This window comes from Pantoea sp. ACRSC (assembly GCF_022346785.1).
Taxonomy (GTDB): domain Bacteria; phylum Pseudomonadota; class Gammaproteobacteria; order Enterobacterales; family Enterobacteriaceae; genus Pantoea; species Pantoea alvi.
The window spans coordinates 152,359-169,431 of the sequence record NZ_JAKRNN010000007.1; the positions used below are offsets into that span (position 1 = coordinate 152,359).

General features: G+C 60.2%; 17 protein-coding genes, 1 tRNA gene and 2 pseudogenes. 4 read left to right on the forward strand and 16 right to left on the reverse strand.

Going from position 1 to position 17,073, the window contains the following annotated elements; all coding sequences use genetic code 11:
- Window positions 1-158: 158 nt before the first annotated feature.
- The 3 genes from fadJ to MHZ97_RS09680 all read right to left on the reverse strand — a co-directional run bounded on the left by fadJ (window position 159) and on the right by MHZ97_RS09680 (window position 4,044).
- Entirely contained in the window at window positions 159-2,276 is a 2,118-nt protein-coding gene (gene fadJ / locus MHZ97_RS09670; protein ID WP_239314383.1) for a fatty acid oxidation complex subunit alpha FadJ, read from the reverse strand.
- Window positions 2,276-3,586, reverse strand: a complete 1,311-nt coding sequence (gene fadI / locus MHZ97_RS09675) for an acetyl-CoA C-acyltransferase FadI (protein ID WP_103794191.1) — start codon at window positions 3,584-3,586, stop codon at window positions 2,276-2,278. Before fadI ends, fadJ begins: the two co-directional genes overlap by 1 nt.
- Before the next feature lie 161 nt (window positions 3,587-3,747).
- Window positions 3,748-4,044, reverse strand: a complete 297-nt coding sequence (locus MHZ97_RS09680) for a YfcZ/YiiS family protein (RefSeq protein ID WP_103794192.1) — start codon at window positions 4,042-4,044, stop codon at window positions 3,748-3,750.
- A gap of 361 nt (window positions 4,045-4,405) precedes the next feature.
- Between MHZ97_RS09680 and fadL the strand changes: the two genes are divergently transcribed.
- Window positions 4,406-5,689 carry a long-chain fatty acid transporter FadL gene (gene fadL / locus MHZ97_RS09685; protein WP_239314382.1) on the forward strand — a complete coding sequence of 428 codons (1,284 nt, stop codon included), beginning with the start codon at window positions 4,406-4,408 and terminating at the stop codon, window positions 5,687-5,689.
- A 236-nt stretch (window positions 5,690-5,925) separates the two neighbouring features.
- Here the strand turns inward: fadL and mlaA are convergent, their stop codons facing one another.
- Genes mlaA through ccmA form a run of 10 tightly spaced genes read right to left on the reverse strand, consistent with a single transcriptional unit; the run spans window position 5,926 to window position 13,680 of the window.
- Complete coding sequence (gene mlaA, locus MHZ97_RS09690) at window positions 5,926-6,690, reverse strand: phospholipid-binding lipoprotein MlaA (protein WP_239314381.1); 765 nt, start codon at window positions 6,688-6,690, stop codon at window positions 5,926-5,928.
- Window positions 6,691-6,725: 35 nt separating this feature from the next.
- Complete coding sequence (gene ccmI, locus MHZ97_RS09695) at window positions 6,726-7,937, reverse strand: c-type cytochrome biogenesis protein CcmI (protein WP_239314380.1); 1,212 nt, start codon at window positions 7,935-7,937, stop codon at window positions 6,726-6,728.
- Window positions 7,934-8,392, reverse strand: coding sequence for a cytochrome c-type biogenesis protein (locus MHZ97_RS09700; RefSeq protein WP_239314379.1), 459 nt, complete (start codon window positions 8,390-8,392; stop codon window positions 7,934-7,936). The genes ccmI and MHZ97_RS09700 overlap by 4 nt, the downstream gene beginning before the upstream one ends.
- Window positions 8,389-8,943: a DsbE family thiol:disulfide interchange protein gene (locus MHZ97_RS09705; protein ID WP_103794197.1), complete on the reverse strand. Its 555-nt coding sequence runs from the start codon at window positions 8,941-8,943 to the stop codon at window positions 8,389-8,391. Before MHZ97_RS09705 ends, MHZ97_RS09700 begins: the two co-directional genes overlap by 4 nt.
- Window positions 8,940-10,898 carry a heme lyase CcmF/NrfE family subunit gene (locus tag MHZ97_RS09710; RefSeq protein WP_239314378.1) on the reverse strand — a complete coding sequence of 653 codons (1,959 nt, stop codon included), beginning with the start codon at window positions 10,896-10,898 and terminating at the stop codon, window positions 8,940-8,942. Before MHZ97_RS09710 ends, MHZ97_RS09705 begins: the two co-directional genes overlap by 4 nt.
- On the reverse strand, window positions 10,895-11,380 hold the full coding sequence (ccmE, locus tag MHZ97_RS09715; protein ID WP_239314377.1) for a cytochrome c maturation protein CcmE: 486 nt from the start codon (window positions 11,378-11,380) through the stop codon (window positions 10,895-10,897). The genes MHZ97_RS09710 and ccmE overlap by 4 nt, the downstream gene beginning before the upstream one ends.
- On the reverse strand, window positions 11,377-11,610 hold the full coding sequence (gene ccmD / locus MHZ97_RS09720; RefSeq protein ID WP_103794200.1) for a heme exporter protein CcmD: 234 nt from the start codon (window positions 11,608-11,610) through the stop codon (window positions 11,377-11,379). Before ccmD ends, ccmE begins: the two co-directional genes overlap by 4 nt.
- A complete protein-coding gene (locus MHZ97_RS09725) occupies window positions 11,607-12,347 on the reverse strand; it encodes a heme ABC transporter permease (RefSeq protein ID WP_239314376.1) in 741 nt (246 codons plus the stop codon). The genes ccmD and MHZ97_RS09725 overlap by 4 nt, the downstream gene beginning before the upstream one ends.
- 56 nt (window positions 12,348-12,403) lie before the next feature.
- Window positions 12,404-13,063 (reverse strand): heme exporter protein CcmB, encoded by a 660-nt coding sequence (ccmB, locus tag MHZ97_RS09730; RefSeq protein WP_103794202.1) that lies wholly within the window; start codon window positions 13,061-13,063, stop codon window positions 12,404-12,406.
- Window positions 13,063-13,680 carry a cytochrome c biogenesis heme-transporting ATPase CcmA gene (ccmA, locus tag MHZ97_RS09735; protein ID WP_239314375.1) on the reverse strand — a complete coding sequence of 206 codons (618 nt, stop codon included), beginning with the start codon at window positions 13,678-13,680 and terminating at the stop codon, window positions 13,063-13,065. Before ccmA ends, ccmB begins: the two co-directional genes overlap by 1 nt.
- Window positions 13,681-13,924: 244 nt before the next feature.
- Here ccmA and MHZ97_RS09740 point away from each other — a divergent pair, with 244 nt between their 5' ends.
- Together MHZ97_RS09740 and MHZ97_RS09745 are read left to right on the forward strand one after the other, a co-directional pair.
- On the forward strand, window positions 13,925-14,842 hold the full coding sequence (locus MHZ97_RS09740; protein WP_103794204.1) for a formate/nitrite transporter family protein: 918 nt from the start codon (window positions 13,925-13,927) through the stop codon (window positions 14,840-14,842).
- Window positions 14,843-14,917: 75 nt separating this feature from the next.
- A tRNA-Arg gene (locus MHZ97_RS09745) sits at window positions 14,918-14,992 on the forward strand.
- 155 nt (window positions 14,993-15,147) lie between these two features.
- Here the strand turns inward: MHZ97_RS09745 and MHZ97_RS09750 are convergent.
- Both MHZ97_RS09750 and MHZ97_RS09755 read right to left on the reverse strand, forming a co-directional pair.
- Window positions 15,148-15,512: pseudogene (locus MHZ97_RS09750) on the reverse strand (phage terminase large subunit family protein); the annotation flags it as partial.
- Window positions 15,490-16,020: a DUF1441 family protein gene (locus MHZ97_RS09755; protein ID WP_239314374.1), complete on the reverse strand. Its 531-nt coding sequence runs from the start codon at window positions 16,018-16,020 to the stop codon at window positions 15,490-15,492. The pseudogene MHZ97_RS09750 and the gene MHZ97_RS09755, both read right to left, overlap by 23 nt.
- Before the next feature lie 382 nt (window positions 16,021-16,402).
- On the opposite strand from MHZ97_RS09755, the gene MHZ97_RS09760 reads away from it, so the two are divergent.
- Window positions 16,403-16,849 carry a hypothetical protein gene (locus MHZ97_RS09760; protein WP_239314373.1) on the forward strand — a complete coding sequence of 149 codons (447 nt, stop codon included), beginning with the start codon at window positions 16,403-16,405 and terminating at the stop codon, window positions 16,847-16,849.
- 96 nt (window positions 16,850-16,945) lie between these two features.
- Here the strand turns inward: MHZ97_RS09760 and MHZ97_RS09765 are convergent.
- Window positions 16,946-17,073: pseudogene (locus MHZ97_RS09765) on the reverse strand (IS3 family transposase); the annotation flags it as partial.

Sequence of the window (17,073 nt, forward strand, 5' to 3'; positions counted from 1 at the left end):
GACTCTTCACTCTGCGAATGAACGCTGTGTTGTACCCCAATGACTTGAGTATAGTCAACCGGTTGTTTATTAAATAAGCGCTTCTCAGAATCGTGCCGCGCCGCCTGCCCTGGCGGCGCATTTCTAACCCGCTGAATCGGTGCGGATATTCCATTCGGTCAGGAAATGTAAAATTTCCTCTCCTGCTGTTCCGCCGCCAGCAGCGCTTCGCATGGGGCAAAGCGCTCGCCATGCTGGCGCATTAATGCGCGTAATGTTTGCGCGATATCCGCCGCGCCGCGCCGATCCATATAACGGAACGGCCCGCCGAGAAAAGGGGGAAAGCCGATGCCGAATACTGCCCCGATGTCGCCGTCGCGCGGGCTGCGGATCACCCCTTCGTCAAGGCAGCGCGCCGCCTCGTTCAGCATCATCATGATGCAGCGCTCGGCGATCTGCGCTTCGCTTTGCCTGGCCGCCGGCTGCACGCCGAGCAGCGGATAGATTGCGGGATCGGGCTTTTTGCCGCCGCGCCGACCGCCGCCGTAGAGATAGAAGCCTTTGCCGTTTTTACGCCCTTTGCGATCGTCCTTCAGTACCGCGTCAAAGGCGGCGGGCGCGGCGAAGCGTTCGCCCCAGGCCTGCTGCAGCACCGGCGCGATCTTGCTGCCGACGTCAATGCCCACCTCGTCCAGCAGCTGTATCGGGCCAACGGGAAAGCCCGCCCTCACCAGCGCGCGATCGATATGCTCAACCGGCTCGCCCTCCAGCAGGCAGCGCATCGCTTCATTTATATAGGGCGTAAGAATGCGATTCACATAGAAGCCGGCGCGGTCCGCCACAACGATGGGCGTTTTGCCCTGCTTTTTCGCCAGCGCCACGGTAGTGGCCAGCGTCTGCTGCGAGGTGCCGGCGTGCGGGATCACCTCCACCAGCGGCATCTTTTCCACCGGACTAAAGTAGTGCAGGCCAATAACGTTTTCCGGGCGCTGCGCCTGCGCGGCGATATCCGCGATCGGTAGCGATGAGGTATTCGAGGCGAAAATGGTGTGCGGCGCGCAGTGGGCTTCAACCTCGCGCACCATCTGCTGTTTCAGCGACAGCTCTTCAAACACCGCCTCAATCACCAGGTCGCGCCCGGCGAAGCCCTGATAATCGGTGCCGCCGGTTATGCGCGCCATCTGCTGCTGGCGCTGCGCCGCGCTGATATGGCGTCGTCTGACCTTTTTGCTCAGCCCTTCCCAGCTCGCTTTCAGCGCATGGTTGACTCCCTGCAGGTGGATATCCTTGATGCGCACCGGCAGCCCGGCGTTAATCGCCGTTACGCTGGCGATCCCCCCGCCCATCAGCCCGCCGCCCAGCACGCCGACCTGATGCAGCGCGCGCGGCTCAGCCTCGGCACCGCGCTCTTTTTTCATCGCCGTGCTGGCGAAAAACAGGCTGCGCAGCGCGGCGGATTGCGGCGTCATCGCCAGCTCGCCGAAGGCGCGCGCCTCCGCCAGATACCCCGCCTCGTTACCCTGTTCAATGCCGGTGCGCACCGCGTCGATAATGCGCTGCGCCGCCGGATAGTTGCCGTGGGTTTTACGCGCGGTTTCCCGCTGCGCCAGGGCGAAAAAGGCATGGCGCGCCAGCGGCGCCTCTATTACGCGATCGCGCAGCGGCAGCGTCCGTGCGGCATGCTTGCCCTTCAGCGCGCGCGCCGCCGCGGTTTCCAGCAGGATCGCCTGCGGCACCGCGTCATCCACCAGCCCCAGCCTGCGCGCCTGCTTCGCCCGCAGGGTTTTGCCGGTAAGTATCAGCGGCAGCGCCTGGCGCAGCCCGATAAGGCGCGGCAGACGCTGGGTGCCGCCCGATCCCGGCAGCAGCCCCAGCTGCACCTCGGGCAGGCCAAGCCGGGTTTTGTCATCTAGCGAGCAGATGCGCGCGTCGCAGGCGAGCGCCAGCTCCAGCCCGCCGCCCAGGCAGGCGCCTTGGATCGCCGCCACCACCGGAAAGGGCAGCGCCGCGATCGCCGCCATCGCCTGCTGGCCTTGCCGCGCCAGCGACTCCGCCTCCTGCGCGCTGCCGCAGTCGGCGATCATGCCGATATCGGCGCCGGCGATAAAATTGTCAGGCTTGCCGGAGATCAGCACCAGGCCAGCCAGCTGCGTATCGCGCCGCGCCTCGTCAATCACCGCCGCCAGCTGCTGCGCAAAGGCGGCGCGCAGCGTATTCATCTTTTCACCCGGCACGTCGATTACGATGACGCCAACGTGATCCGGTCGCATCTGTAAAGAGAAAGCGCTCTGTTCCATTATTCCGCCTCCAGAACCATCGCCGCGCCTAAGCCGCCCGCCGCGCAGGCGGTGACCAGCGCCAGCCCGCCGCCGCGACGCCGCAGCTCATGCAGTGTCTGGGTAATCATACGCGCGCCGGTGGCGGCGAAAGGATGGCCGTAGGCGATTGAGCCGCCGAGCACGTTGAAACGCGCCTCATCGACCTCGCCCAGCGCGTGAGAACGGTTGAGTTTTTCGCGCGCAAAGCGTTCGTCGTTAAAGCACTGCAGGTTGCAGAGCGTCTGGGCGGCGAACGCCTCGTGCATATCAATTAGCGTCAGATCGGCCAGCCCAACGCCGGCGCGCTCCAGCGCCAGCGGGGAAGCGTAAGCCGGGCCGAGCAGCATGTCCTGCTGCACGTCGATGGCGGTAAAGGCGTAGCTGCGCAGATAGCCCAGCGGCGCAACGCCCAGTTCGCGCGCGCGTCCTTCGCTCATCAGCACCACCGCCGCCGCACCGTCGGTAAGCGGCGTGCTGTTGGCCGCCGTGACGCTGCCGTGCTGGCGGTCGAACGCCGGCCGCAGCCGCGCATAGTCTTCGATTTTCGCCGCCATGCGCACGTTGTTATCCTGCTCGATGGGCGCTTTCCACGGCGGCGCGAAGGCGGGCATCACCTCCTGTCGCAGTACGCCCGACTGCCAGGCGCTGGCGGCGCGCTGGTGCGATCGCAGCGCCAGCGCATCCTGCGCCGCGCGCGTGATGTGATGCGTTTTCGCCATCTGTTCGGCGGTATCGCCCATACGCAGGCCGGTAGAGTACTCGGCGACCGCAGGCGGCACCGGCAGCAGATCGCGCGGCCGCAGGCGACGCACTATCTGCATCTTCTGCCCCAGGCTGCGCGCCTTGCTGAGATCGAGCAGCGCGCGCGCCAGGGTTTTGCTGACGCCGATGGGCAGCACCGACGAGGAGTCCGCGCCGCCCGCGATGCCCGCTTTGATGGTGCCCGCCATCAGGCTTTCCGCGACGCTGGCGACCGCCTGGAAGCTGGTGGCGCAGGCGCGGCTGACGCTGTAGGCGTCGGTATGCACGCCCAGCCCGCTGCTGAGCACTACTTCTCGCGCGATATTGGGCGCTTCCGGCATCTGGATCACCTGTCCAAACACCAGCTGCTCTATCGCCTCGATCGGCAGTTCGCTGCGCGCCATCAGTTCGCTTACGACCATCCGGCCAAGCTCCACGGCGGGGATGCCATGAAAGCCTGTCGCCTGACGCAGGAACGGCGTGCGAAGTCCGTGAGTAATGGCGATGCGATCGCCCGCACGCGTCAGCAACGGCTGCGCTTTGCTCATCTGTTTCACCTGTGAATGTTGACCGGGCGTCATTGCCCTGAGAGGTCTGACCTGATCCACAGTGTTAACGACAAGCGGGCGCGCCGCCAATCAGGAAAGAAAAAAAGTGCGAGGGAAAACACGAAAATAGAAAACGCCGTTGAGCAACGGCGTTCAGAGAGTTAGCGCAGGCCCAGCTGAAAAATCAGGGTTTCAGCCTGGCAGGCGAAGGTGAAATCGATATCCAGCTGCACGCCGTTGTCGCGCGCGTCGAAGCGGGCATCGATCTGGCAGGGGTCCGACTCAATCTGCCGCGCTTTTTCCGTCAGGCTCGCCAGTTTAGCTTCCGCCTCGCTGCGCTGCGCAAACCACTCTGACCAGCTGGCGGTGCAGTCACTGTTATCCATCACGGTGCCGACATCCACGCAACAGCAGGCAGCGGTTTCACTGGCGCTGCATTTATTCATGGTATTGGTCATTGCGTTCTCCTGGGAATAAATCTGTTAGCGATCTGGATTAACGCCCGAAATTCTACGCCTCCGCTTTAAAATGCGCTATGTCAGAGGCGCTAAGTGACGAATATCACAATAAAATTTGATCCAAAACAAATTAGAGCCGGTATGCTACGCTCTGCTCCGCCGGTTTTGTTAAGCGGATCGAAATTTTGAAGATCAATTCAGAAATATTTTAAAAACAATATTGCAACATCGACACAGGTCAGACCTATACTTGCCGCACTGGTCTGATTTGTCAGCTTCTGGTCAGTCCCTACAATCCGCCGACCCTTGTTACGCGATGTAACAATTACAGTTTAATAATAATTCAGATGAGGTTGTGGTCATGAGCCATAAAAACCTGTTCGCAAAGTCAGCCGTGGCGGCTGCAGTGGCGCTTGTCTCTTCACACGTATACGCAGCGGGCTTTCAGCTTAACGAATTCTCCTCTGCTGGTCTGGGCCGCGCCTATTCCGGCGAGGGCGCAATGGGCGATACCGCCGCCTCAGCCAGCCGCAACCCGGCGACCATGGCGCTGATGGATCGTCCGATGTTTTCCGTCGGCGCGGTATTTATCGATCCCGATGTCGATATTACCGGCAACAGCCCGACCGGCCGCAGCCTCGACGCCAGCAATATCGCACCGACGCAGTGGGTGCCCAATATTCACTATGTGCAGCCGATTAACGATCAATGGTGGATCGGCGCGTCCGCTACCTCAAACTATGGTCTGGCGACGGAGTTCAACGACGGCTATACCGCAGGCGGCTTCGGCGGCAAGACCGATCTGATGACCGGCAACCTTAACCTCAGCACCACCTATCGTCTTAACGAGCACTTCAGCTTCGGCGTCGGCTTCGACGCGGTTTACGCGCGCGCCAAGATTGAGCGCTACGCGGGCGAAGCAGGCGCTGCGCTGGGCATTCCTGCCGATACGCAGGTGGCCCACCTGAAGGGTGATGAGTGGGGCTACGGCTGGAACGCCGGTATTTTGTATGAGGTGGATAAAAACAACCGCTTTGGCCTGAGCTATCGCTCGGAGGTGAAGGTTGATTTCGACGGCGACTATAAGAGCAGCCTGCCGACGGCGATCAACCGCATCAATCAGGCAGCCAATTTAGGCCTCCCCTATGCCACCGGCGGCTCGACTATTCCGGGCGCGCTGACGCTGAACCTGCCGGAGATGTGGGAAGTGTCTGGCTGGCATAAAGTGGCGCCGCAGTGGGCGGTACACTACAGCCTGGCCTACACCAGCTGGAGCCAGTTCCAGGAGCTGAAAGCCACCGGCTCCAGCGGTCAGACGCTGTTCTATAAAGATGAGAGCTTCAAGGATGCCTACCGTATCGCGCTGGGCACCACCTACTATTACGACCAGAACTGGACTTTCCGTACCGGTATCGCCTTTGATGACAGCCCGGTTCCGGCGGATAAGCGCTCGATCTCTATCCCCGATCAGGATCGTCTCTGGCTGAGCGCTGGCGCCTCCTACGCCTTTAACGACGACGCCTCTGTCGATGTGGGCGTCTCTTATATGCACGGCCAGCACGTTACGGTTGAAGAAGGGCCTTATACCTTTAACTCCGTGGGTAAAGCCTGGCTGTATGGCGCGAACTTTAACTACAAGTTCTGATGATATAGCTGGATAAATGGCGACCTTTGGGTCGCCATTTTTATTGGGGAAAGGCGCCGACGCGAGTGGCCCGGGCAGAGGAGCAAAGCGTCCCGCGCCATGGACGGCGCGGGCCGAGCAGGCAGGGATGCCGTTTTTGCGTCTTTGCGATCGGCCCGGGCCACTCGCGTTTCGCGTTCGATGCACGCATTAAAAAAATGGCGACCCCAGGGTCGCCATTGCTGTTTTTACCGCCGTTACTCCGCGTCGATATCTTTAAGATCGTCCTGAATCGCGCTGGCGTTCGGGTTCTCTTCCGGCTTGAGACGGCCGCCGTTCGCCAGGAAATCATGACGCTGGAAATAGGCGTTGCGAATAAAGGCGTAAGGGTCAGACTGCTGCTTCAGCAGCGCATCGGAGTCAAGCAGCTGCGCGCGCGTCTCTACCCCTTCCAGCGTCCACTTCGCAATGGACATCGGCCAGGTCAGCCAGCCCAGCACCGGATAGAGCGTATCGACGTAGTCGCCGCCATCTTCGCGGATGGTGAAACTGCCGTAGGCGGGCAGCTCCACGTAGGGGCCGTAGCCGACGCCGTAGTGGCCCAGAGTGCTGCCGAAGCGGTGCGGCACTTCACGCGCCAGCTCCGGGTTCGCCTTGCCCGCCACGTCGATAAAACCGCCCAGGCCCAGAATCGAGTTCAGGAAGAAACGGGTAAAGTGAATCCCGGCCTGGCGCGGCTCGCCAACCAGAATAGAGTTCACCATGCTGGCCGGCTCCTCCAGGTTGCCGAGGAAATTGCTTAAGCCAGTACGCGCCGGCACCGGCACGTAGTCGCGCCACGCCACCGCGACAGGACGCAGCACGTATGGATCCAGCACGTTGTAGTTAAAGTTGAACATCGTGCGGTTAAAGCCTTCGAGCGGATCGCTGCGCTGCGCAGGCGCCTCGCTCTCCAGCTTTGAGCTGGCGCATCCAGCCAGAATGACGCTGGCCAAAACCAGGCTGGTCAGGCGGTAAGCCATTGTTATCTCCCTGTGCGGTTTAATGAAGTATCGCTTCAGGGCTGCTGTTGATTAATCTCCACAGCCATGTGCTGATGACCATCCCAGGGCGTTACCGCGCTCAGACCAAACCAGTCGCCGGATTGCGGACTGGCGCTGCCGTCGCGGGAAATACGCACCCGAACCTGCACCTGATGCTGCGCCGAAAGCAGGCGCTCCGGCATCATGGCGTTGCTGTCATCCAGCGTAAGCGATAACGGAAAGTGGCTCAGCGGCAAGCGCTTAACGGCCACGGGCACCGGTGAAACACCGTCAGAAACAGAAATATACATGACTCCGCCCGGCGGTAACATTTTTTCTGCCTCCGGCGTCAGCGTCACCGTTAGCGCCAGCTGCGTATTCTGCTGACCGGCGTCGGTTTTTGCTTGTTCAATGCTGCGCTCAATCATTACGCGGCGGCGATCGTCGGCCGGGATCCGTTTCAGCATAGCCTGCCAGGCGCTAATCGCCTGCTCATACTGCTGCTGTTCATAAGCGTTAAACGCCAGCAGGCCAAGCGTGCGCAGGTTGTCGCCATCCTCTTTCAGCATATCGCGCAGCATCAGCCCCGCCTGGCGGTTATCCTGCGGATCGCTGGAGCGGGTCAGTACTTCAGCATAGTCCTGTTTCAGCGCCAGGTTGTTGGGCGCGAGCTGCAGCGCATGCTCGAACGCCTGGCTGGCGCTGGCGGCGTTGTTAAGCACCATGCCGAGGCGGCCCAGCATGGTCCAGTCGTTCAGGTTATCAGGCTCTGACTGCAGCGCGGTGCGCAGGCCGAGCTGCAGGCGCGCCAGCTCCTCCATGGTGAGCGGCTTCGCCTGCGGATCCATTACCCGCGCGCGCAGCGCCGGATATTCCTGCTGCACCTGTATCCAGCCGGCGACCTGCGCCAGCCCGCCGCTTTTCAGATAGAAGCCGAGCGATACCGCGATCAGCGCCACGACGCCGGGCAGCAGCAGCAGACGGCTGCTGGCGCGTGGCGCTGGGGCATCCTGCTGTGGGACATCGGTCAGCAGCGTCTGCTGCAGTTCGCTTACCATGGTGGCGCGCTCGCCGATCACGCCCTGCGCCTCATCCTCTTCCAGCTCGCGCAGGCGCTGGTGGTAAAAATCGGTATTCAGACGGTCGCGATCGGTGTTGCTCGCCTGGCGCTGACGCCAGCCCGCGCCGAGAAACAGGGCGCTGGCGGCCGTCAGCAGCACAATAATGCTAATCCACAAAGCGCTCATTTCAGCTTCCCGTCGCGTTTAAGTATCGCCGCAAGGCGCTGTTGATCGGTCTCGTCCAGCTCGCTGCGCGTTTTGCGCTGACGGCTGCGCAGGATGATGACCAGGCCGCCCAGCACGGCGAACAGCGCCGGGCCGACCCAGAGGATCAGCGTCGACGGCGTCACCGGCGGTTCATAGGTAACGAAATTGCCGTAGCGCGCCACCATATAGTCGATGATCTGCTGACGGCTCTGCCCCTGCTTCATCAGCTCATAGACCTTGAGGCGCATATCCGCCGCGATCATCGCGTTTGAGTCGGCAATGCTGTTGTTCTGGCATTTCGGGCAGCGCAGCGAGGCGGTCAGATCGCGGTACTGCTCCTCCTGCGCCACGGAGTCGAACGGGTATGTGTCGATCGCCGCACACAGGCTGAAGCTGAGCAGCAGGCCGCAGAGAATTGAAAGTAAGGGTTTCACGCGCCCTCCTTGCTGTATTTCCGCCACAGCGGCAGCACTTCCTGCTGCCAGACGCGCGCGTTGAGATCCCCCGCGTGGCGGTAGCGAATAATGCCGTTGCCGTCGATCAGGAAGGTTTCCGGCGCGCCGTAGACGCCGAGATCGAGCCCCAGCATGCCGTCGCCGTCATAGAGGCTAAGCGCGTAAGGGTTGCCCAGCGTATTGAGCCAGGCGACCGCTTTGGCGCGGTCGTCTTTATAGTTAAGCCCGACTACGCGAATGCCCTGCTCCGCCAGCTGGTTGAGATACTGATGCTCGGCGCGACAGGTCGGGCACCAGGTCGCCCAGACGTTCAGCAGGATCGGTTTGCCGTCGTTAAGGATCTTCTGGTCGTAGAGCTGGCCGGGCCGATCGAGCGCCTCCAGCTTAAACAGCGGCACCGGCTTGCCGATCAGCGCCGATTCGAGCCGGGTGGGATCGTCACCGCTGGCGTTGCGCGACAGCTGCCACAGCAGCGCCGCCGCCAGCAGCAAAAACAGGATCAGCGGAATAAAGAGAATTTTCTTGTTCATGCCCGTTCCTCACGCGCGGCTTTTTTCCGCGAGCGGTAGCGCGGATCGAGCAGGCAGAGCAGGCCGCCAAGCGCCATAAACACGCCGCCGAACCAGATCCAGCGCACAAAGGGTTTGTAATAGATGCGCACCGCCCAGGAGCCATTATCCAGCTCCTCGCCCAGCGCGGCGTAGAGATCGCGCGTAAAGCCGCCGTCGATCGCCGCCTCGGTCATCATGGTGCGCGCCGCGGTGTAGAAGCGTTTTTCCGCGTGCAGCACCGCCTCCGGCTTGCCGTCGCGGCTGACGTCGATAATGCCGACGCCGCCGCTGTAGTTCGGCCCCTGCAGGTTATGCACGTCGCGGAACACAAAGTGATAGCGGTGAATATCGATGCTGTCGCCCGCCTTCATGCGCACGTCGCGCTCGACGCTGTACTGGGTGCTGAAGGCGATGCCGATCACCGTGACGCCGACGCCGATATGGCCCAGCACCATGCCCCAGTGGCTGCGCGACAGATGGCGCAGGCCGCGGAAGAAGGCGTGCCGATGCGTGGCGCGCTCGTGCAGCTCCATCAGCGTCAGCACCAGGATCCACACCGCCATCAGCAGCCCCACCACCGTCATCGCCTCGATGCGATCCTGCATCAGCCAGGGCATCAGGATCGCGCTGGCGAGCGTGACCACCAGCGCCAGCGCCAGACGCTTCCACAGCTTCTGCGGCTCGTCGCGACGCCAGCGCACCAGCGGCCCGATGCCGAGCATCAGCGCGAACGGCGCCATCAGCCAGCTGAACATGGTGTTAAAGAACGGCTCGCCCACGGAGATACTGCCGAGGCCGAGCTGCTTGTGCACCAGCGGCAGCAGCGTGCCCAGCAGTACCACCAGCATGGCGGCGATCAGCAGTACGTTATTGCCGAGCAGGAAAGATTCGCGCGACCAGGTTTCGTTCTGCACGCGGCTGCGCACCTGCCCGCCTTTAATGGCGTAGAGCAGCAGCGAGCTGCCGATGACGATCACCAGGAAGGCGAGGATAAACATGCCGCGCGCCGGATCGGAGGCGAACGAGTGTACCGACACCAGCACGCCGGATCGCACCAGAAAGGTGCCGAGCAGGCTGAGAGAGAAGGCGGTGATCGCCAGCAGCACCGTCCAGGCTTTAAAGGTGCCGCGCTTCTCCGTTACCGCCAGCGAGTGCATCAGCGCGGTTCCCGCCAGCCATGGCATAAAGGAGGCGTTTTCCACCGGATCCCAGAACCACCAGCCGCCCCAGCCGAGTTCGTAATAGGCCCACGCGGAGCCCAGCACGATGCCGATGGTCAGGAACACCCAGGCTGCCGTGGTCCAGGGACGCGACCAGCGCGCCCAGGCGGTATCCAGCCGTCCCGCCATCAGGGAGGCGATGGCGAAGGCGAACGCTACCGAGAAGCCAACGTAGCCCATATAGAGCAGCGGCGGATGGAAGATCAGGCCGATATCCTGCAGCATCGGGTTGAGATCGCGCCCGTCGATGGGAAAATCGGGCAGCGTGCGGGTAAAGGGGTTCGAGGTAAGAATAATAAACAGCAGGAAACCGAGGTTAATCATTCCCATCACCGCCAGCACGCGCGCCAGCGCGTCCTGCGGCATGCCGCGGCTGAAAATCGCCACCAGTAGCGTCCAGCTGCTGAGCAGCAGCACCCAGAGCAGCAGCGAGCCTTCGTGCGCCCCCCAGGTTGCGGCGATGCGGTAATAGACCGGCAGCAGCGTATTGGAGTTAGCGGCAACGTAGCCGACGGTAAAGTCGTTGACCACAAAGGCGTGCACCAGCACGAGGAAGGCGCCAGCGACACAGAGAAACAGCCCGCTGGCGAGCGGACGCGCCAGCCCCATCAGGCGGGCATCCTGGCGCACCGCGCCCCACAGGGGATAGACGCTCAGCAGCAGCGCGAGGCCCAGCGCCAGGCAGAGCAGAAAACTTCCGACTTCCGGCATCATGGCGCTGTTCTCGCCTGTTCCGCCAGCGCCTGCGGGCTCTTGTGATTCTTCTTCATCGCATCCTCAATTTCCGGCGGCGTGTATTTCTCGTCATGCTTCGCCAGCACCTCTTTGGCGTTGATAAGGTTGCCCTCTTCCAGCACGCCCTGCGCCACCACGCCCTGCCCTTCGCGGAACAGGTCCGGCAATATGCCTTCGAAGCTGACGCTGACCACGCCGTTGGCGTCGTAGAGCTTAAAAGAGACGGCAAGCGTATTTGGATCGCGCTTCACGCTGCCCGGCATCACCATGCCTCCGACCCGCAGGCGCTGACCCGCTTCCGGCTTCTGATGATCTTCACCTTTGCCGTAGAGGATTTCGCCTGGGGTATAGAACAGGTCGATATTGGAACGCAGCGCATACATAACCAGTGACGTGGCGAGGCCCAGCCCCACCAGGATCGCCACCACAACATACAGGCGCTGACGACGACGGCTATTCACATTGGATCTCCTGCCGCTTCACCGGCGGCTTGTTTCATTTTCGCCGAACGGATGCGGCGCTCCCTGGACTGGCGCTGGCGGATCTCAGCCAGCAGGCGGCGGCGCTGCAGCAGCGTATGCAGCAGCAGCCCGACAAGCGGCACAAGGGTGCAGATCACCGCCAGCCAGACGTAAAAGGCGTAGCCGCCCATGGCGAAAAAGGCGGACAGGGAAGAGAAAGCGGGCGTCATGCTTTACGGCCTCCGCTGACGAGGTTTGCCACCCAGGGACGGTGACGCTCGGTGTAGAGGATCAGGTTGCGCAGGCGCATCAGCGTCAGGGTAATGAACAGCAGCAGGTAGCCGAGGATCGCCCAGCGCAGCGGCGTGCGCATGCTCGGCGCGATCGCCTGCTGCAGGATGCCCGATGAGCCCTGATGCAGGGTGTTCCACCACTCTACCGAGAAGTGAATGATCGGCAGATTAACCACGCCGACCAGAATCAAAATGCCAGCCGCGCGCCCCGCGGTGCGGCGGTCGTCAAACGACTGATAGAGCGCTATCACGCCCATATAAAGGAAGAGCAGCACCAGCTCCGACGTCAGGCGCGCGTCCCAGATCCACCAGGTGCCCCACATCGGCTTGCCCCAGGCGGAGCCCGTGATCAGCGCGATAAAGGTAAAAACCGCGCCGACCGGGGCCATTGCGGTCGAGACCAGATCGGCCATTTTCATCTGCCACACCAGGCCGGTAAACGCGGCGACCGCCATTGCGGCGTAGACGCCCATCGACCACATCGCCGCCGGAACGTGGATATACATAATGCGGAAACTGTCGCCCTGCTGGTAGTCGGCCGGCGCAAAACCGAAGCCCCAGATCCAGCCGAGCAGCAGCGTTGCCGCGCCCGCCACGGCGAACCAGGGAATTAAACGCCCGCAGAGCTGATAAAGCCGCTCCGGCCTTCCCAGCTGATGTAACCATTTCCACATGTTGCATTGCTCACAGGTTAAAAAATCATTTCCGCCATGGCTGACGCATGTGCGGATCAGTGCAGCGCGATACGCAGCGCGGCGGCGGTGGCGAACGGCGACAGCGTCGCGCTGGCCGCCAGCATGGCGCCGAGGATCGCCAGATAGCCGCCGATCGGCAATCCCTGGCCCGCCGCGTCGATCGCCGCGCTGGCGAAAATCAGCACCGGCACCGCCAGCGGCAGCACCAGCAGGCTCAGCAGCACGCCGCCGCGCCGCAGCCCCACCGTCAGCGCAACGCCGATGGCGCCGAGAAAGCTGAAGGTCGGCGTGCCGAGCAGCAGCGTCAGCGCCATCGCCAGCCAGCTGTTGAAATCGAGGGACAGCAGCAGCGCCGCCAGCGGCGACAGCAGGATCAGCGGCAGCCCCGTTACCAGCCAGTGAGCGATCACTTTGCCCAGCACGGTAACCGGCAGCGGCGTCGGCAGCAGCAACAGCTGCTCCAGCGAGCCGTCAATAAAATCGTCGCGGAACAAGCGCTCCAGCGCCAGCAGCGATGAGAGCAAGGCGGCCACCCAGGCGACGCCCGGTGCGATACGCGCCAGCTGCTGCGGCTCCGGCCCAATGCCGAGCGGGAACAGCGTTATCACGATCAGAAAGAACCAGAGCGGGTTAACCACCTCCGCGCCGCTGCGAAAGGCGATGCGCAGCTCGCGCTGAATCACGCGCAGCGACATCAGAGCAGCTCCGCGCCGGTAAGCGCTATTTTACGCACGCGCCCATCGCTTTCTGGCAGATCCTGATGGGTGGTAAGGATCACCAGACCGCCCTTGTCGGCATGTTGCGTAAAACGCTTCATTAATTTTTCCACACCCGCTTTATCTATCGCCGTCAGCGGCTCATCCAGGATCCACAGCGCGGCGTCGCTGAGCCAGAGCCGGGCCAGCGCCACGCGCCGCTGCTGTCCCGCTGAAAGCTGCGCCACCGGCACCTCCTCGTAGCCCAGCAGATCGACGCACTCAAGGGCGTCGAAGATTTGCGCGTCGTTGCGGTTCGGGTGACAGAAGCGCAGATTTTCCAGCGGCGATAGTACCGCTTTTACGCCGGGCTGATGACCGAGAAAAAGCAGGCTTTGGTGCCACTGTTCGCGCTGTTGGCGTATTGGCTGGCTTTGCCAGCGCACCTCGCCCTCTTCCGGGCGGCTCAGTCCCGCCAGCAGGCGCAGCAGCGACGTTTTACCGGCGCCGTTCGGCCCTTCTATCTGCACGATATTGCCCGCCGCCACGCCGAATGAGAGGCCGTGGAACAGCGTGCGTTCGTCGCGAACGCAAGAGAGATTAATGACTTCGAGCATGCCGGAGGAGTCGCGCCAGGAAAAAAAGTGGGCAGGATAATAGCATAAGGTTGCGGTGGGCCGAAGCTCATGGCGTGCGGCACGGCGCGCCTGAAGCGGTGGTAATGCCCCTTGCAGCGTGAATATGCTTAAAAAAGATACTACGTTAAAATTTTGTAACGCTTCGCTGAAAAGATAGTTACATTTCGCCCTTGCAAAAACAGGCTACGCTTATTACGCGCAGCAATAATAACAAGGAGCAAACATGAAACCTTCCCCATCTGTTCACCAGGATGAAAACGATGTCGACAGCGAAGAAAAAGAGCAAGGAACGGAGATTGAGGTAAACGAAGACGCCCTGCCCTCGCGCGCGGCGGCGATACATGAAGAGATTCGCCAGGATGGCGAAAAGGAGCTGGAGCGCGACGGGATGGCGCTGCTCTGGTCGGCGATTGCCGCCGGCCTGTCAATGGGCGCCTCGCTGATGGCGAAAGGGATTTTTCAGGTACATCTTGACGGTCTGCCCGGCGCCTTTTTGCTGGAGAACCTGGGCTACACCTTCGGCTTCGTTATCGTCATAATGGCGCGCCAGCAGCTCTTCACCGAGAATACGGTGACTGCGGTGCTGCCGGTGATGCACAAACCGACGCTGGGCAATATTGGCCTGCTGCTGCGACTGTGGGGACTGGTGCTGCTCGGCAACCTGATCGGTACCGCCCTCGCCTCGATCGCCTTTGCGGAGATGCCGATTTTCGACGATGCGACGCGCCAGGCCTTTAGCGCCATCAGCCAGAAAGTAATGGAGAACACACCCGGCGAGATGTTCGCCAATGCGGTGATTTCCGGCTGGATTATCGCGACGATGGTCTGGATGATGCCGCAGGCGGGTGCCACCAAGCTGATTGTGATCGTGATGATGACCTGGCTGGTCGGGCTGGGCGATCTGGCCCATATCGTGGTGGGCTCGGTGGAGATCCTCTATCTGGTCTTTACCGGCCAGATCAGCTGGTATGAGTTTATCTGGCCGTTCGCGCTGCCGACCCTGCTGGGCAATATCACCGGCGGTACGCTGATTTTCGCATTAATCAGCCATGCGCAGATCCGCAACGATATGAGCGAGGCGGCGAAAGCAGAGGCGAAAGCGAAACAGCGCGAAGCGAAGCAGCAGGAAAAAGCGCGCTAAGCTGTTGAGGAAATGAGCAAACGCGCCGCAGCTGGGTTATTCTTGCGGCGCATTTGCGCTATACTTCGCGCCACCGTCCCCTTAGTTAAATGGATATAACGAGCCCCTCCTAAGGGCTAGTTGCAGGTTCGATTCCTGCAGGGGACGCCATTCTGGTATGAACCCGCCGCCACCGACACGAACGCGTTTCCTTTCCTGCTTTATTTCAGGCCATGTCCGGGTAATCAGCTTTTCACGCTTATGGCTCTCGCCCTTGAAAAGATAAACACGCTTTCCTTCCCCTACCGACAGCGTTTTCGTCATAAACTGCAGCGAAAAGTACGTTCAAGGCGTTTCTTTGAAGTTCCCGCGCCTTTTCTTTACTCATCTGTATAAGCAGAAAATCTGCCGGATTGCACGCCACAGAATAAGTTATTCAGCCATCAATCAGACCCAGGGTTACCCTTCCGCGCAGAGCCGACAAAAACCACCGCGTCATAACTGCGCGACGTCAGGCTGTTCATGGGTTCAACACTATAGGGTCTCAGTGCCGCATCCCAGGGGAGTGAACTGCCCCACCCAAAGGCACGCGCATGTCGCGTTTAAACGCCTCAGCGGCTGGCATTCGATGCAGAGCCTTGAAGAGTTCAGATACGTCTTGGCGTATCTCAGCAGCTGAGACGTATATAATGACTCACACTCCTCGACGATATCTGTAATACGTATCTCTGTAGCCAGTGCTTCTTGAATTCATCAACAATACTTTGCGCTTCTGAAATCTGATGCGGAGACCACCCACGCTCGCGCTCCAACCTGTCAGGCCATGTATCCAGTACCTGTGAAACAGACTTCGCCAGCATCGCTATCTCGCGATGTTCTTCATTAAGAGGTATGAGCTGGCTGAGCGCAGCTTCAAGCTTTACGCGCTCATTCTCAAACTGAAACCAGTCCTTACGGGATTTAGGATCCATGCGGGAAGGATCATGAAGTGTTTCAGGTGTGGCAGCTTCATCAGGGGTAAAGAGAACAGGACCGATGTCCTTAAGGGCATAGACCGGATTTCCACGAATGTTTCCGGCGGATGCAACCTGAGCGTTCATGATTTTCTTTCTGACTGTCTTACGATCTATGCCGAAAGCTTCAGCAATTTTCGCAATACTCCAGTTATAGGCATCCCCGATTCTGTTGATGTCTGACATTCCTCACCTCAACACACCAGCTCAGTTTCGGATTTCCTTTTTAATATCATGTAATTAACCGCTATCCACCTGTCCCTGCTTTTGGCGAAATGGACACCTCATAAGCCGATTTAACTCTTAGATTCAATTAGTTACGACACGTGGTACTGTCCCTATGAAAATCGCAAAACTAGCCGTTTTCTGCGGGGCCGCCGCCTCGTGGACAGGGTATCCCTCCGGAAGGACCCGCAGGGTCAGAACGTCGCAGGCCAGTAATTTTTTTACTGAAGCATCTTATTCATCTCTGATACAGTTTCTGGCGCAGCTTTTGAAATCAACGGGACACTCAGGAAGAACTTCTCTTGTTTGTCGATGAATGCCATAAACTTACCAAGGATGAGAAATGCCAGAAATTATCAAACGGTCATCTAAAAATGCTGGTGATGCGGGCGAATACTATATTGCTTACATGCTTTCACGCCTTGGCATTAGCGCAGCTCTTACAACAAGCGGTTCTAGCGCTGTTGATATAATCGCTACTATCAATGGCTCAAAAAGTATTAGTATTCAGGTCAAAGGTTCCTGGGCAAGAAGCCAACCGCGACAATGGATGGTTGGAAAACATATGCCAACCATTTCTCCTGATTATTTCTATGTTTTCTGTAATATGTCTGAAGACATTGCTAATAAAAGTGCTCCCGAAGTTTTTGTTGTGCCCAGTGAAATAGTCGCTAGTCAATCAACATGGCAGCATAGTGTTCCACTATTCAAGATTGGGAAAGGTGAGGATTCAAAATACCTCGACCGCTGGGACTTTATCTTGTCAGCACTGGCACACACTCCATCTTGAGCACATCATCCGGCGTAAGACACCTCCACGCACCATCTTCCTGAGCAATGCCGATAAAGCCATTCACGATCTCCGGCTGTGACGGTTCTGAAGTGGTCAACAAAAACTGGCCACCGAGTTAGAGTTTTTCCAGTATCGGTTTTCCGATTCGTTTGGGGGTAACCCACCGTTATACCCATGCGGCCTTAGCGAGCTGTAATACCCGACGATATAGTCCGCGACGA

Bases quoted from the DNA above. Each gene is read 5' to 3' on its own strand.
- MHZ97_RS09705 (WP_103794197.1), bottom strand. From the start codon at position 8,943: ATGAACAAGAAAATTCTCTTTATTCCGCTGATCCTGTTTTTGCTGCTG.
- fadI (WP_103794191.1), bottom strand. From the start codon at position 3,586: ATGAGCAAAGCGCAGCCGTTGCTGACGCGTGCGGGCGATCGCATCGCC.
- ccmB (WP_103794202.1), bottom strand. From the start codon at position 13,063: ATGTCGCTGCGCGTGATTCAGCGCGAGCTGCGCATCGCCTTTCGCAGC.
- MHZ97_RS09710 (WP_239314378.1), bottom strand. From the start codon at position 10,898: ATGATGCCGGAAGTCGGAAGTTTTCTGCTCTGCCTGGCGCTGGGCCTC.
- fadL (WP_239314382.1), top strand. From the start codon at position 4,406: ATGAGCCATAAAAACCTGTTCGCAAAGTCAGCCGTGGCGGCTGCAGTG.
- ccmI (WP_239314380.1), bottom strand. From the start codon at position 7,937: ATGAGCGCTTTGTGGATTAGCATTATTGTGCTGCTGACGGCCGCCAGC.
- fadJ (WP_239314383.1), bottom strand. From the start codon at position 2,276: ATGGAACAGAGCGCTTTCTCTTTACAGATGCGACCGGATCACGTTGGC.
- MHZ97_RS09740 (WP_103794204.1), top strand. From the start codon at position 13,925: ATGAAACCTTCCCCATCTGTTCACCAGGATGAAAACGATGTCGACAGC.
- MHZ97_RS09755 (WP_239314374.1), bottom strand. From the start codon at position 16,020: ATGTCAGACATCAACAGAATCGGGGATGCCTATAACTGGAGTATTGCG.
- ccmA (WP_239314375.1), bottom strand. From the start codon at position 13,680: ATGCTCGAAGTCATTAATCTCTCTTGCGTTCGCGACGAACGCACGCTG.
- MHZ97_RS09680 (WP_103794192.1), bottom strand. From the start codon at position 4,044: ATGACCAATACCATGAATAAATGCAGCGCCAGTGAAACCGCTGCCTGC.
- MHZ97_RS09760 (WP_239314373.1), top strand. From the start codon at position 16,403: ATGCCAGAAATTATCAAACGGTCATCTAAAAATGCTGGTGATGCGGGC.
- ccmD (WP_103794200.1), bottom strand. From the start codon at position 11,610: ATGACGCCCGCTTTCTCTTCCCTGTCCGCCTTTTTCGCCATGGGCGGC.
- MHZ97_RS09725 (WP_239314376.1), bottom strand. From the start codon at position 12,347: ATGTGGAAATGGTTACATCAGCTGGGAAGGCCGGAGCGGCTTTATCAG.
- mlaA (WP_239314381.1), bottom strand. From the start codon at position 6,690: ATGGCTTACCGCCTGACCAGCCTGGTTTTGGCCAGCGTCATTCTGGCT.